The sequence below is a fragment of the Luteibacter anthropi genome (genome assembly GCF_011759365.1).
Lineage (GTDB): Bacteria > Pseudomonadota > Gammaproteobacteria > Xanthomonadales > Rhodanobacteraceae > Luteibacter > Luteibacter anthropi.
This window is the reverse complement of record NZ_JAARLZ010000011.1, coordinates 50389-63880: the sequence shown is the minus strand read 5'-3', so window position 1 is coordinate 63880 and position 13492 is coordinate 50389. Positions and strand designations below refer to the sequence as shown.

Genomic DNA, 13492 nt, shown 5'->3' with positions numbered 1-13492 from the left:
AGGAAAACTGGAGCGGGTGAAGGGAATCGAACCCTCGTCAGTAGCTTGGGAAGCTACAGCTCTACCATTGAGCTACACCCGCATCGAACCCGGATGTTAATACGACACCGCCAACCAGCGAAAGGTGGCAGCCGCCTGAACCTGTGAGCCCCCGCTCACGCCACCCGCCCGACGCCGGCGCATAATCGCCCCAGGGAATCCTTACGAGGTCCGGTCATGCATCGGGTGCTGTCGCTTTCCATCGTCGCGGGGTTGGTGCTGGGCGTGTGTGGCCCGGCCGCCGCCCAGTCGCGTACCGTCTCCACGGCCGACATGCCCAAGCCGGGCGTCAGCTATATCTCCGGCCCTTCGGCCGTGCCGGAACGACGGGAGACGGTGAGTACCCTGCCCGCGGTGCCGCACTTCTACGCCGGCACGCCCGTCCCGCAGCCCCAGCCCGCTCCCGACCCGCGCAACGATGGCTACAACGACGGTGGCTATGCCTACGGTGGCGCCTATCCACCGGGCTACGGCTGGAACGACGACCGCGACCGCCGGGGTCGCGATGGCGATCGCAACCGGCACGATCACGGTTATCCCGGCGACGGGCACGACCGGCCGCCGCCGCGTGGCAATTCGACCTCGCTGGCCGCCGGCAGTAGCGGCGGTGCCGGTGGCGCGTCGGGCGCCGGAGTGAAACTGGCGCCGCAGCCGCCGCCCGACACAGGTCACCACGGCCGCTGGAACGGCAACGACGGAGGCAACGGCTGGAACCAGCCGCCTCCGCAGCCCGGCACGGGCGTCACCAACCAGCGCGGTCCCCAGCCGGGCACCGGCGTCGGCACGGGCCCCCAGCCCGGTACCGGCATCCCCCTGCGTCAGGCGGGCTGGCGGGGTTACAGCCACTGACGGTCGGCCCCGGCTGACGGGCGGCTCCGCTACAATCGGCGGATGCACATCACCCTTAACGGCGAAGCGCGCGAGTGCGCGCCCGGTACCTCCGTGACGTCCCTGCTCGAATCGGCCGGCTATGCCGGCAAGCGGGTCGCGGTGGAGGTGAATCTCGACATCGTGCCCCGTAGCGAGCACGCGACACACCTGCTCGCCGATGGCGACAAGGTGGAAATCGTCCACGCCATCGGCGGCGGCTGACGCCTCCGCTCTCCCCCGACGGAAGATCCCCGCATGAACCACTTCTCCCCCGCTGGTGACGACCTGCTGACGGTCGCCGGCCGCACCTTCCATTCCCGCCTGCTTACCGGCACCGGCAAGTACAAGGATTTCGACGAGACCCGTCGCGCCACGGATGCCGCTGGCGCGCAGATCGTCACCCTGGCCATTCGCCGCGTGAACGTCGGCCAGGACGCCAGCCAGCCGAACCTGCTCGACGCCCTGCCGCCCAGCCACTTCACGCTGCTGCCGAACACCGCCGGCTGCTACACCGCCGACGACGCCGTGCGCACCTGCCGCCTCGCCCGTGAGCTGCTCGACGGCCACAACCTGGTGAAGCTGGAAGTGCTGGGCGACGAGCGCACGCTCTATCCCGACGTGGTGCAAACCCTCACCGCCGCCGAGAAGCTGGTGGCCGATGGCTTCGACGTCATGGTCTACACCTCCGACGACCCGATCCTGGCTCGTCGCCTGGAAGAGATCGGCTGCGCCGCGATCATGCCGCTGGCCGCGCCCATCGGCTCGGGCCTGGGCATCCAGAACCGCTACAACCTGCTTGAGATCGTCGAGAACGCCAAGGTGCCGGTCATCGTCGATGCGGGCGTGGGCACGGCTTCCGATGCGGCCATCGCCATGGAGCTGGGCTGCGACGGCGTGCTGATGAACACCGCCATCGCTGGCGCGAAGGATCCCGTGCTGATGGCCCATGCGATGAAGCTGGCCGTGGAAGCGGGCCGCGCGGCGTTCCGCGCCGGTCGCATTCCGCGCAAGCGCTTTGCCTCGGCGTCGAGCCCCGTGGACGGGCTGGTCGGTTGAACATGACGCACGACGAAGACCAGCCGTTCCAGCGCCGCATCCGCAGCTTCGTGCTGCGCGAAGGCCGCATGACGCCCGCGCAGCAGCGCGCGTTCGACGACCATTGGGCGCGTTTCGGGCTCGATTACACGGGCAACGCACGCGACCTCGACGCCACCTTCGGTCGTCAGGCGCCGCGCGTGCTGGAAATCGGCTTTGGTAATGGCGAGGCGCTGGCCTGGGCCTCCGAGCATGACCTCGACCGCGATTACATCGGCGTGGAAGTGCACGGTCCGGGTGTCGGTCGCCTGATGAACGGGCTGGCCGAGCGTGATGCGAGCAACGTGCGCATCTACAAGCACGATGCCGTGGAAGTGCTGGAGAACGAGATCGCCCCGGGCAGCCTGTCCGAGGCGCGCATCTGGTTTCCCGACCCGTGGCACAAGAAGCGTCACAACAAGCGTCGTCTCGTGCAGCCGGCCTTCGTGGCCCTGCTTGCCTCGCGGATGGCGCCGGGTGGCCTGCTGCATCTGGCTACCGACTGGGAGCCCTACGCTGAGCACATGCGCGAGGTGATGGAAGCCGCCGAAGGCTGGCGCAACCGCGTGGGCCCGGGCCAGTCGGCCGAGCGGCCGGTGTGGCGCATCGAGACGCACTTCGAGCGCCGTGGCATGCGCCTGGGCCATGGCGTGTGGGATTTTCTCTACGAATGGCACGGGGCGACGACGGCCCCTTGACCGCGATACCGGCATAAAGGGGGCTTCGTGCCTACGGAGTCCCCGCCGATGTCCATTTCCACCCTGGCCGACCTGATCGCCGAAACCCTCGAAGAGGCCGGCGTCCGCCGTATCTACGGCGTGGTTGGCGACAGCCTCAACGCCATCACCGAGTCGCTGCGCCAGCGCCAGCATATCGACTGGGTCCATGTACGCCATGAGGAAGCCGCGGCCTTCGCCGCTGGCGGTGAGGCGCAGCTCACCGGCCAGCTCGCCGTGTGCGCGGGCAGCTGCGGCCCCGGCAACCTGCATCTCATCAACGGCCTGTTCGACTGCCATCGGTCGCGCGCGCCCGTGCTCGCCATTGCCGCGCATATTCCCAGTGCGGAGATCGGCAGCGGTTATTTCCAGGAAACGCATCCCACGGAGCTGTTCCGCGAGTGCAGCGTGTATTGCGAGATGGTGTCCGACGCCTCGCAGATGCCACAGGTGTTCGAAGCCGCTATTCGCGCGGCGGTGGGGCAGCGCGGCGTGGCCGTGGTGGTGATTCCGGGCGATGTGGCTACACGGCGCTCGCCGGTGAAGAGCGTCACGCCGGCCGCAGGTCTGCTGCCGCCGTCGCCCAAGGTGGTGCCGGCCGAACGCGAGCTGGATGCCCTGGCGGCCCTGCTCAATGCGGGCAAGCGCGTCACCCTGCTCTGCGGTCGTGGCACGGCAGGTGCGCATGCGGACCTGATCGCGCTGGCCGATGCGCTGAAGTCGCCCATCGTGCATGCGCTGGGCGGCAAGGAATTCGTGGAGTACGACAACCCGTTCGACGTGGGCATGACGGGGCTGATCGGCTTCAGCTCGGGCTACTACGCGATGGAAGACTGCGACACCTTGCTGATGCTGGGCACGGATTTTCCGTATCGGCAGTTCTATCCGGAGGATGCGCGCATCGCGCAGGTGGATATCCGGCCGGAAAACATCGGCCGGCGCTGCCGGGTGGATCTGGGTGTGGTGGGCGATGTGGGCGAGACCTTGCGAGCGTTGTTGCCGCGGATCGAGCCCAAGCGGGTCAGTGGTCATCTGGATCGCTGCCTTGCCCACTACCAGCGCGCGCGTGCAGATCTGGACGAACTGGCTCGCATCGAGCCGGGGCATGAGCTGATCCATCCGCAGCAGGTGACGCGGCTGGTGAGCGAGCTGGCCGAGGACGATGCGATCTTCACCTGCGATGTGGGCACGCCTACCGTGTGGGCGGCGCGCTATCTGGCGATGAATGGCAAGCGGCGCTTGCTGGGGTCCTTCGTGCATGGGTCGATGGCCAATGCCTTGCCGCAGGCGCTGGGTGCCCAGGCGGCGTTTCCGGAGCGGCAGGTGGTGTCGCTCTCGGGCGATGGCGGCTTCACGATGTTGATGGGTGACTTCATCACGCTGGCGCAGGAGAAGCTGCCGGTGAAGGTGATCGTGCTCAACAATGGCACGCTGGGGTTCGTGGAGATGGAGATGAAGACGGCGGGGCTGATCGAGACCGGTGTCGAGTTGAAGAATCCGGATTTCGCGGCCATGGCCAATGCGATGGGGATTCATGGGCGACGGGTGACCCAGGCTTCCGAGCTGCCTTCGGCCATTGCGGAGATCCTGGCTCATGAGGGGCCTGCACTACTCGATGTAGTGAGTAACCGCATGGAGCTGTCGATGCCACCGAAGATCACCGCAGGCCAGGTGAAGGGCTTCAGCCTGTATGCCTTGAAGGCCGTAATGAGCGGCCGCGGCGATTCCATCGTGGACCTGGCCCTGAGCAACCTGAGCCGCTAAGAAACCCACCTACCCCGTCATTCCTGCGAACGCAGGAATCCAGCGCCTCGGTAACCGGTTGGCGCGAGAGCGTCGATTCGGCTCTTCGCTCTGCCCCCACTCACCGCGCTGGGCTCCTGCTTTCGCAGGAGCGACGGATCGTGGGGTGGATGAAGAGGGATCACCTACCCGTCATTCCTGCGAACGCAGGAATCCAGCGCCTCGGTGGTCGGTTGTCGCGAGAGCGTCGATCCGGCTCTTCGCCCTGGCCGCACTCACCGCGCTGGGCTCCTGCTTTCGCAGGAGCGACGGGTCGTGGGGTGGTGAAGAGGGATCACCTACCCGTCATTCCTGCGAACGCAGGAATCCAGCGCCTCGGTAACCGGTTGTCGCGAGAGCGTCGATCCGGCTCTTCGCCCTGCCCACACGCACCGCGCTGGGCTCCTGCTTTCGCAGGAGCGACGGGTCGTGGAGTGGATGAAGAGGGGTAGCCGAAGCTCACCTACTCATCGCAACAGGAAATGCGGCCTCGTCTTCAGCCCCGAGCCACCCCTATTGCGTATACTCCTGCGACATCCTTCGCAGCCCGGCATCCGATGCCGTGGCACGCTCTAACCGACGGGTCCGGACAGCCGGCTAGTGGCACTCACCCTCACTCCTGAAATGATCCTCGTGCTGGGCCTGGTGGGCTTCACCATGCTCATGCTCGTTCTGGAGTGGATCCGGGCGGACATGGTCGCCCTGCTCGTCGTGGTCACGATCGGCCTTACCGGCCTGATCCCCGGCGACCAAGTGTTCAACGGCTTCGCGGGTAACGCCGTCATCGCGATCATCGCGATCATGATCATGGGCGCCGGCCTCGACCGCGCCGGCGTGCTCAACCTTACGGCGTCCTTCGTGATGCGCATGGCGCGCGGCATGGAATCGCGCCTGGGCGTGGTGGTGAACAGCGTCACCAGCCTGTTCAGCGCCGTGATTCCCAGCCAGGCGCTGGCGGCGCTGATGATTCCGGTCACCAGTCGCCTGTCGGCCCGCACGGGCGTGCCGCTGTCGCGGCTGCTGCTGCCCATGGCCTTCTGCATCCTCACGGCCACCAACACCACGCTCATCGCGAACTCGCCGCTGATCGTGCTGAACGACCTCATCGCCAGCGCCAACAGCAACCTGCCGCCGGGCGCGCATACGATCCCCAAATTCGGCCTGTTCAGCGTGACTCCGGTGGGCCTCGTGCTGGCGGTGCTGGGCGTGGCCTTCTTCTGGCTGTTCACGCGCAAGCTGCTGCCCGAGCGCGAGGACGAGCGGCTCAAGGTCACCCCGGGCCGTACGGAGAGCTACTTCGCCGATACCTACGGCATCGCCGGCGAAACGGCCGAACTGACCGTCACGGCCGAGAGCCCGCTGGTGGGCATGAGCATCGGCGAGGTCGAGCAGTTGCATGGCGCGCCGCTGATCCTGGCCCTGAAAAACGGCAACGAAAGCCGCGTGGCGCCGCCGTCCGACCAGATGATCTGGGTGGGCACGGTGCTGGGCGTGCTGGCGCCGCGCGATGCCATCAACGCGTTTGCCAATAACCAGCTGTGCCGTGTGTCCATGCGCATGCGCCAGCTGGGCGACCAGTTCAATCCCACGCGGGCGGGTATTTCCGAGGCCGTGATTCCGCCCACGTCGCGCTTCATCAAGCAGACGGTGGGGGAGCTGCGCCTGCGCAAGCGCTTCGGCATTTCGGTGCTGGCGGTGAACCGTGGCGACGAGGTGTTCCGCGAGGATGTGCGCGCCGTGAGCCTGCGGGCGGGCGATACGGTGGTGCTGCACAGCAAGTGGCGCGACCTGATGCTGGCCGAGGAAGACCGCGACATCGTCGTGGTCACGGATATCCCCAAGGAAGAACAGCGCCCCGGCAAGATCTGGCAGGCGGTGGGGTTCTTCGTGTTGGCGAAGTGCCTGGCGCTGTTCACCCATCTTGATCTGTCGGTGGCGATGATGACCGGCGCCGTGGGCATGCTGCTCACGGGCGTGCTGAACATGGATGAGGCCTACAAGGCCATCAACTGGAAGACCATCTTTGTCACGGCGTGTCTTATTCCGCTGGGCTGGTCGATGGATTCCACGGGCACGGCTTCGTGGCTGGCGCAGCAGGTGCTAGCGATCCTCGGCGGTGCGCCGCAGTGGACCTTGCAGCTGTGCATTGCGGTGCTCACGCTGATGTTCTCGCAGGTGATGTCCAACGTGGGCGCCACGGTGATGATGGTGCCCATCGCCATCAGCGTCGCGGTGAGTACGGGCGGCAATCCGTCGGCATATGCACTGATCGTGGCCGTATCGTCGTCGAATACGTTCCTGCTGCCGTCCGGGCACCCGGCGTTGATGATGGTGGCCGGCCCGGGTGGGTATCGGTCGAAGGATTTCCTGCGGGTGGGGTTGCCGCTCACGATCCTGGTGCTGGCCATCACCCTGGTGACCATCAACCTGATGTACCGCTGATTCGCTTTCTGCGTGCGAACTGGGGTTACCGTCACATCCGGTCGCGCGCAAGGCGCGCTCCTACAAGAGCAGCGCAGCCCCCTGTAGGAGCGCGCCTGCGCGCGACCTGGGGTTACCGTCACGTCCGGTCGCGCGCGAGGCGCGCTCCTACAAGAGCAGTGCAGCCCCCTGTAGGAGCGCGCCTGCGCGCGACCTGGGGTACCGTCACGCCCGGTCGCGCGCGAGGCGCGCTCCTACAAGAGCAGTGCAGCCTCCCTGTAGGAGCGCGCCTGCGCGCGACCTGTGGGTACCGTCACGCCCGGTCGCGCGCGAGGCGCGCTCCTACAAGAGCAGTGCAGCCTCCCTGTAGGAGCGCGCCTGCGCGCGACCTGGGGTACCGTCACGTCCGGGTCGCGCGCGAGGCGCGCTCCTACAGGGGGGGAATCCGGAATTTCTCAGGCCAGGTGTACTGCGCCGTCGGTGACCGATACCGGTACCGCGCGCAGGCGGTCGCCCTTGCAGGGGCCCGTCTGGCAGTGACCGTCCCCTGCCGCGAACGTGGCGCCGTGGGCGGCGCAGATGATCAGGCCGTTGCGCACCAGGAAGCGGCCGGGGGCGTAGTCCAGCCGGCGTCCCGCATGGGGGCAGACGTTGAGATAGGCCCTCGCCTCGCCACCGTCCCGGTAGACCAGCAGGGACTCGGGCTCGCCACCGACCATGGCCTCCACTTCGATGGCGTTGCCATCGGGGATGTCGTCGAGCTGGCAGAGGGTGGGGGTGTCGGCGGTAGCGGTCATGGCACTTGTCTATGGGGTAGGGATGCCCCAAGGTAAAGGGGCCGCACGCATGTCATTGTGCCATACGGATTTTTAACCAATGCGCTTCGTCTTCCCGCCCATCCGCCGCTCGCGCAACCCGCTGGTGCGTATCCTGTCCGTGATTGCCGGACTGGCCGTGGTCGGCGTGTTGCTTGTCTTCGGCACCATCGTGCTGGGCCTGCTCGTGGCCGGTAGTGTCGTGTTCTTTGCCATACGTCAGTGGAAGCTCGCCCGCGCCGGTCATGGCGCACGTGCGGCCGGTCCTTCGGCTGCCAGTCACGCCCACGCCCCTGACGTTCTCGAAGGCGAGTTCACCGTGATCCAGCAGGGCCGTCCGGTCCACCACTGAGGTCTCGCAAGAAGCGGATGGCGACGGCGCGGTCCGCCGCCTACGCTGGTCTCCCATGAAGGAGACCCTCATGAATACCCAGGTCCTGGCCATGCGTTCCCCCACCGACGATGCCCTTGAGCGCGTCCGCGCCGCCCTCGATGCAGGCAGCGGCCCTGCGGATCTCAACAGCCTTGCGGCGATCGCCGGCCTTAGCCCCACCCATCTGCAACGCGTCTTCCGCCGCCGCTATGGCGTAAGCCCCGCGGAATACGCCCGTGCGCGGCGGTTCGGCCAGTTGCGCGAGGCGCTGCGCGACGGCTCGGCCGTGACCGACGCCGTTTACGAAGCTGGCTTCGGTTCGGGCAGCCGCGTCTACGAGGAAAGCGACCGTCGCCTGGGCATGACGCCCGCCAGTTACCGTGCGGGCGGTGCAGGTGCCTCGATCCGCTACACCACCACCGACACGCCGCTCGGCCGCCTGCTCGTGGCGACCACGGCACGCGGCATCTGCTCGGTCACGCTGGGTGCTGACGATGCCGAACTGGAAGCACGCCTGGCAGATGAATTCCCGCTCGCCGAACGCGAGCGCGTCGATGCCGGCCGTGAGGAATGGCTCGATGCGGTGATCGACCGTGTTACGCGCGACCTGGGCTGGGATATCGACAACGGCCCTGCCATGCCGCCCCTCGATGTCGCTGCTACCGGTTTCCAGTGGCGTGTATGGGAAGCCCTCACCCGCATTCCGCGCGGCGAGACGCTGAGCTATGGCGAACTGGCCCAGAAGCTCGGCATGCCGAAGGCGGCACGCGCCGTCGGCCGTGCCTGCGGCAGCAACCGGCTGGCCTTGCTGGTGCCTTGCCACCGGATCATCCGCGAAGACGGCAACCTGGGTGGCTGGCGCTGGGGCGTGGACATCAAGCAACAACTGCTTGCCATCGAACGTGGCATGAAAGCCGTTCAAGGCTGACCCTCGCAGGTTTCGCTTCCGAAGTTTCCGCGACGACGATATCGTTTCGGATTCGCGCCGCATGACGCGGCGCGGACATCCCTGGATCTCCCCATGTCCGACGCTGCCGTTTCTCCGAACCAGGCGCCCTCCCCGGCGCTCGCCGATCCCCGCTGGCTGGTGCCGCTGTCCCTGCTCGCGATGTATGTGATCTGGGGTTCTACCTACCTGGGCATTCGCTACGCGCTGGAAAGCTATCCGCCGTTCCTGCTGGCGGCACTGCGATTCGCCATCGCGGGCACGCTGTTGTTCGTGGTGCTGCGCGTGCGCGGCGTTGCGCTGCCGACGCGTCTTCAGTGGCGCAATGCCGCCATCGTCGGCACCCTGCTGCTCGCGGGTGGCAATGGCCTGGTGTGCTTCGCCGAGCAATCGGTCAGCTCGGGCATCGCCGCCGTGGCAGTCGCCAGCATGCCGCTATTCGCGGCCGTGTTTTCCAGCCTTTACGGAGAGCGCCCGTCGCGCGGTGAAATGGCCGGCCTGTTCCTGGGTTTCGTCGGCGTGGTGGTGCTGAATCTCGGCGCGGGCCTCTCGGGCTCCCCGCTCGGTGCGGCGGCACTCATCGTCGCCGCCATCGCGTGGGCATTCGGTTCGGTGTGGTCGAAGCGCAGGGACATGCCCAAGGGGCCGATGAACACCGCAGCGCAGATGCTCTGCGCGGCCGTCTCGCTGATCATCCTCGGCCTGCTGCACGGCGAAAGCCTGCCAGCGCATCCGAAGTGGAGCGCGACGTTCGCGCTGGGCTACCTGATCGTGTTCGGCTCCATCGTGGCGTTCAGCGCGTATCTCTACGTGCTGAAAACCGTGCGGCCTGCGCTGGCAACCAGCTATGCCTACGTGAATCCGCCCGTGGCCGTGCTGTTCGGCGTGGCGCTTGGCGGCGAGCATGTCGGCCCGTTCGACCTGGCCGGCATGGCGATCATCCTGGTAGGCGTAGGCATCATCACGATGATGCGCACCCGCAAAGCCTGACCCCCCATCTGTAGGAGCGCGCCTTGCGCGCGACAGGACGTGCCTCAGCGCTGAGGAAGTGCCCGTCGCGCGCAAGGCGCGCTCCTACAGGTTGTTATTCGGCAAACACCACCGTTACCCGTCCCTCGGTCTGCTTTGATTCGGCACCGATAACGATACGAACATCCCTGCCAAGACGCGCAAGGCAATCGAGCATTCGGGTCTCGCTGATGCCACGGAAGTGCCCGCGCAGAAGGCCGGAGAGCTTTGGCTGGGTCATGCCCAGCACGGAAGCCGCCTGAACCTGTGTCCAGCCACGACGCTCGATGATCTGCGAGATCTTCGTCGCCAGTTGGGCCTTGATGAGCATGTCTTCCGCATGCTCGCCTCCCAGATCGGCGCAAACGTTACCTTCGCTGCGTTGCACGCTGGTCACTGGTGATTCTCCAAGCGCCTTGAATCCGGATTCGTCCACGATATACCTATTTGGGTATAGAAAACATGCAACCCAAAATCTCGATGGTGTCGTGGAATGAAGATGCCGGGATGAGCGGGTGCCCGGGTGGGCCACGCCCACGAAATAGTCGGAAAACTTCCAGGCGTGACGCCCGTCCCGATACGGGTTCACGACCCGCTATTTTGAGAATTATTCGATATCCGCCGCCCTAAGCCCCGCCTAGCTTCGGCCTCCTTGTGAATGGAGGTGGCTGTGATGGGATCGATCTTTGGCGAGGGCTCACGGGCTCAGCGGGTGAGCATGGGCGTGGCGAGGGCGGCGACGGTATTCGGTATCGCGGCAGCGGCGCTGGCGTCGTGCCAGACCTACGAGGCGGAGGCGGATGACCTGCGGCTGACACCGGCGCGTGAGCTCAACGAATGGGCGCTGTGCGAAGACGAGGGCGGACGCTGGATGCCGCAGGCGAAAGCGTGTGCCGAAGGTGCCCCGCTCGTGGACGAGGGGGCACCATAAGGTTCGTCAGAGTTCGCGCAGGGCCGTGGTGACTGGCAGTCGCGCGGCGCGTACGGCCGGGAACAAGCCACCGATGAAGCCGATGGCCAGCGCCCATTTCACGCCGGTCCAGAGCAAGGCCGCGCTCACGTGGAAGCGGAACACCACCTGGCTGAAATTCGCGCCCAGCGTCGAGGCCGAATAGCCGTTGAAGATGATCCAGACGATGCCTGCGCCGATCACGCCACCGAGCAAGGCCAGCAGCATCGTTTCCAGCATCACCGACACCACCACCGGCACGCCGCGGAAACCGATGGCGCGCAGTGTCGCGATTTCACGGGCACGCGCCTGGATCGCTGCAAACATCGTATTGAGCGCACCGAACACCGCACCGATGGCCATGATGATGCCCACCACGATGCCTACCGCACGCAACACCTTGGTCAGGCCTTCGGACTGCTTGCTGAAATAGTCCTGCGTGGTGCTCACGTCTACCTTCAGGCGCGGGTCGGCCATCAGGTTGGCCTTGAACGCGTCGAACGCCGAGGGCGAATCGAGCAGCACGGTCACGGATTGCACGCTGCTGCCGCGGCGATATGCCGAGGCGACGCTCTGCGTATCACCCCACAGTTCGGATTCCAGCGCATCATGCGATTCGAACGTGCCGACGATGGTCCAGGTCTGCCCGGCGAGACGGATCGACCTGCCGACGTCGAGGCCTTCGAACTGCGCCTTTGCGCCTTTGCCGACGATGAGTTCGCGCATGCCGGGCTGGAACTTCCGCCCTTCCACGATTTTCACCTGCTCGCGTAGCGGCCACACGTCATCGCCCACGCCACGGATGGGCACGTTGGCATCGGCGGACGGATCGCCCTTGCGTGGAAGATTGGCCACGACGACCAGTTCGCTCGATGCAATGGGACGCCCCTGCGCCGATTTCTTCACACCCGGCGCCTGCATCACCACGTTCGCACTATCGCGGTCGAGCACGGAGTTGAGCTCCGCCTGCGAGCCGCCACGCAACACGATGGCCGTACGGTCGTTGCCGGTGGCACGCAGTGTTTCCGAGAAGCCTTCGCCCATGGCAAGCATCGCCACGAGCACACCGACCACGCCCGCGATACCGACTACCACCACCGACGACGAGCCCAGGCGCTGGGTGATCGTGGCCAGGCCCACGGAAGTCACCTGCCATGTCTGCCGGCCCCGCCGGGTGAGGCCCATCCACAGCACCAGCAGCACGGCGATAAGCACCACGCCCTGCCAGGGCATCGCGATCCACACGCCAAGAAAAACGGCGACAACCAGTAACATCAGCAAACCGAAACCGAAACGTTTCATGGGTAGGTGTCCTTGTCAGCGACCGGCGAGCGCGTCGACGATGTTCAGGCGCATGGCGCGGATAGCGGGCAACGCACCGACCACGGCGCCGATGACCACCATGAGTACGATGCCGAGCACCCAGGTCTGGGTACCGATGGGCGGCAGGTTGAGCATGCCGCCACTGCCCTTGGCGACGATGGGCACCAGCACGGCGGCAAGACCCAGTCCGATCACGCCCCCCAGCACGAGCAGAAGCACGCCCTCGGCCAGCACCATGCCAAGCACGCTGCCGCTGGAGAAACCGATGGTCTTCAGCACGGCCAGCTCGCTGGTGCGCTCACGCACGGCCTGCGCCATCGTGTTGCCGGTGAGCAGGATCAGGGTGAAGAACACGGCGCCCATGATGGCGGAGACGATGAGGCCGATATCGCCCAGCTGCTTCGCGAACGATGCGTTGAAAGCCTGCTCGGTCTGCGTCTTCGTCTCGTGGTCGGAGTTCGCCGAAAGCGCGTCGATGGCCTTGGCCACGCGATCCGCCTGATCGGGCGAGGTGAGCTTCACCACATACCAGCCCACGGTCGAACCCAGGCTGCGGTAGGCATTGGCGTCCTGGAAATACTTGTAGTGGAAGAGGAACTGCTGGTCGGTGCCGTTGGCTGCACCCTTTGCCGGGGTGTAGATGCCCACGATGTCGAAAGGCCAGGTCTTGTCGCCGTTGCGCTGCGGGAAGATCGTCGATTGCAGCGGGATCTTGTCGCCCACCTTCCAGCCATAGCGCTTCGCCAGTGCAGCGCCCACGATGGCACCCGTGCGGGTGTTCTCGAACACCTTGCGCTGGTCGGCCGGCAGTTCGATCTCCTTGTAGAGATCCAGGTAGTTGTCGCTGACGGCGAAGCTGAGCACGAAGTTCTTCGGGTCCTGGTAAACGCCACCGAACCAGTTCGCATGGCCTACCGACGCCACGCCGGGAATCGCTTCCATGCGTGTGGTCAGGCTGGCGGGCAGCGACTGGATGATCGAATAGCGCGAGGTGGTTACCAGGCGATCCACGCCCGCCACGCTATCGCCCGACGAGAATGCGGCGCGGGTGGCGTCGAGCATGCCGAACAGCAGGAAGGCGGCCAGGATCGACACCAGGGTAAGGAAGGTACGCGATTTGCGGCGGAACAGCGCCGCCCATATGAGGTGCAGGTATTTCATGCCGGCATCCTCCGC

General features: G+C 66.1%; 14 protein-coding genes and 1 tRNA gene. 10 read left to right on the top strand and 5 right to left on the bottom strand.

Annotated elements, in window-relative coordinates; translation table 11 throughout:
- Positions 1-8 precede the first annotated feature (8 nt).
- Positions 9-82, bottom strand: a tRNA-Gly gene (locus HBF25_RS17915).
- A gap of 134 nt (positions 83-216) precedes the next feature.
- Here HBF25_RS17915 and HBF25_RS17910 point away from each other — a divergent pair.
- From HBF25_RS17910 to HBF25_RS17885, 6 genes are all read left to right on the top strand, one after another.
- Positions 217-888, top strand: coding sequence for a hypothetical protein (locus HBF25_RS17910; protein ID WP_166950841.1), 672 nt, complete (start codon positions 217-219; stop codon positions 886-888).
- Between the two features lie 42 nt (positions 889-930).
- Positions 931-1131 carry a sulfur carrier protein ThiS gene (gene thiS, locus HBF25_RS17905; RefSeq protein ID WP_166950840.1) on the top strand — a complete coding sequence of 67 codons (201 nt, stop codon included), beginning with the start codon at positions 931-933 and terminating at the stop codon, positions 1129-1131.
- Between the two features lie 33 nt (positions 1132-1164).
- The gene (locus tag HBF25_RS17900; RefSeq protein ID WP_166950838.1) at positions 1165-1965 is read left to right on the top strand and encodes a thiazole synthase; all 801 of its coding nucleotides are present in this window, start codon (positions 1165-1167) and stop codon (positions 1963-1965) included.
- A gap of 2 nt (positions 1966-1967) precedes the next feature.
- Positions 1968-2681: a tRNA (guanosine(46)-N7)-methyltransferase TrmB gene (gene trmB / locus HBF25_RS17895; RefSeq protein WP_166950837.1), complete on the top strand. Its 714-nt coding sequence runs from the start codon at positions 1968-1970 to the stop codon at positions 2679-2681.
- Positions 2682-2744: 63 nt separating this feature from the next.
- Positions 2745-4463, top strand: a complete 1719-nt coding sequence (gene poxB / locus HBF25_RS17890; protein ID WP_208392667.1) for a ubiquinone-dependent pyruvate dehydrogenase — start codon at positions 2745-2747, stop codon at positions 4461-4463.
- A 642-nt stretch (positions 4464-5105) separates the two neighbouring features.
- Positions 5106-6923 (top strand): SLC13 family permease, encoded by a 1818-nt coding sequence (locus tag HBF25_RS17885; protein ID WP_166951021.1) that lies wholly within the window; start codon positions 5106-5108, stop codon positions 6921-6923.
- 434 nt (positions 6924-7357) lie between these two features.
- Here the strand turns inward: HBF25_RS17885 and HBF25_RS17880 are convergent, their stop codons facing one another.
- A complete protein-coding gene (locus HBF25_RS17880) occupies positions 7358-7699 on the bottom strand; it encodes a Rieske (2Fe-2S) protein (RefSeq protein ID WP_166950834.1) in 342 nt (113 codons plus the stop codon).
- 79 nt (positions 7700-7778) lie between these two features.
- Between HBF25_RS17880 and HBF25_RS17875 the strand changes: the two genes are divergently transcribed.
- The 3 genes from HBF25_RS17875 (at position 7779) to yedA (ending at position 10026) form a co-directional block, all read left to right on the top strand.
- Positions 7779-8069 carry a hypothetical protein gene (locus HBF25_RS17875; protein WP_166950833.1) on the top strand — a complete coding sequence of 97 codons (291 nt, stop codon included), beginning with the start codon at positions 7779-7781 and terminating at the stop codon, positions 8067-8069.
- Between the two features lie 70 nt (positions 8070-8139).
- Complete coding sequence (locus tag HBF25_RS17870; protein ID WP_243853302.1) at positions 8140-9018, top strand: methylated-DNA--[protein]-cysteine S-methyltransferase; 879 nt, start codon at positions 8140-8142, stop codon at positions 9016-9018.
- Between the two features lie 93 nt (positions 9019-9111).
- Positions 9112-10026 (top strand): drug/metabolite exporter YedA, encoded by a 915-nt coding sequence (gene yedA / locus HBF25_RS17865; protein WP_166950832.1) that lies wholly within the window; start codon positions 9112-9114, stop codon positions 10024-10026.
- Positions 10027-10120: 94 nt separating this feature from the next.
- On the opposite strand, the gene HBF25_RS17860 is transcribed toward yedA, so the two are convergent.
- Positions 10121-10480 (bottom strand): helix-turn-helix domain-containing protein, encoded by a 360-nt coding sequence (locus HBF25_RS17860; RefSeq protein WP_341778105.1) that lies wholly within the window; start codon positions 10478-10480, stop codon positions 10121-10123.
- A gap of 237 nt (positions 10481-10717) precedes the next feature.
- Between HBF25_RS17860 and HBF25_RS17855 the strand changes: the two genes are divergently transcribed.
- A complete protein-coding gene (locus HBF25_RS17855) occupies positions 10718-10975 on the top strand; it encodes a hypothetical protein (RefSeq protein ID WP_166950831.1) in 258 nt (85 codons plus the stop codon).
- A 6-nt stretch (positions 10976-10981) separates the two neighbouring features.
- Here HBF25_RS17855 and HBF25_RS17850 read toward each other — a convergent pair whose 3' ends face one another.
- Together HBF25_RS17850 and HBF25_RS17845 are read right to left on the bottom strand one after the other, a co-directional pair.
- Positions 10982-12295 (bottom strand): ABC transporter permease, encoded by a 1314-nt coding sequence (locus HBF25_RS17850; protein ID WP_166950830.1) that lies wholly within the window; start codon positions 12293-12295, stop codon positions 10982-10984.
- A gap of 15 nt (positions 12296-12310) precedes the next feature.
- Positions 12311-13477 (bottom strand): ABC transporter permease, encoded by a 1167-nt coding sequence (locus tag HBF25_RS17845; protein ID WP_166950828.1) that lies wholly within the window; start codon positions 13475-13477, stop codon positions 12311-12313.
- Positions 13478-13492 lie beyond the last annotated feature (15 nt).

What these genes read in the sequence shown, in the direction of transcription:
- HBF25_RS17910 (WP_166950841.1), top strand. Translation starts at nt 217, where the DNA reads ATGCATCGGGTGCTGTCGCTTTCCATCGTCGCGGGGTTGGTGCTGGGC.
- thiS (WP_166950840.1), top strand. Translation starts at nt 931, where the DNA reads ATGCACATCACCCTTAACGGCGAAGCGCGCGAGTGCGCGCCCGGTACC.
- HBF25_RS17900 (WP_166950838.1), top strand. Translation starts at nt 1,165, where the DNA reads ATGAACCACTTCTCCCCCGCTGGTGACGACCTGCTGACGGTCGCCGGC.
- trmB (WP_166950837.1), top strand. Translation starts at nt 1,968, where the DNA reads ATGACGCACGACGAAGACCAGCCGTTCCAGCGCCGCATCCGCAGCTTC.
- HBF25_RS17885 (WP_166951021.1), top strand. Translation starts at nt 5,106, where the DNA reads ATGATCCTCGTGCTGGGCCTGGTGGGCTTCACCATGCTCATGCTCGTT.
- HBF25_RS17880 (WP_166950834.1), bottom strand. Translation starts at nt 7,699, where the DNA reads ATGACCGCTACCGCCGACACCCCCACCCTCTGCCAGCTCGACGACATC.
- HBF25_RS17875 (WP_166950833.1), top strand. Translation starts at nt 7,779, where the DNA reads ATGCGCTTCGTCTTCCCGCCCATCCGCCGCTCGCGCAACCCGCTGGTG.
- HBF25_RS17870 (WP_243853302.1), top strand. Translation starts at nt 8,140, where the DNA reads ATGAATACCCAGGTCCTGGCCATGCGTTCCCCCACCGACGATGCCCTT.
- yedA (WP_166950832.1), top strand. Translation starts at nt 9,112, where the DNA reads ATGTCCGACGCTGCCGTTTCTCCGAACCAGGCGCCCTCCCCGGCGCTC.
- HBF25_RS17855 (WP_166950831.1), top strand. Translation starts at nt 10,718, where the DNA reads ATGGGATCGATCTTTGGCGAGGGCTCACGGGCTCAGCGGGTGAGCATG.
- HBF25_RS17850 (WP_166950830.1), bottom strand. Translation starts at nt 12,295, where the DNA reads ATGAAACGTTTCGGTTTCGGTTTGCTGATGTTACTGGTTGTCGCCGTT.
- HBF25_RS17845 (WP_166950828.1), bottom strand. Translation starts at nt 13,477, where the DNA reads ATGAAATACCTGCACCTCATATGGGCGGCGCTGTTCCGCCGCAAATCG.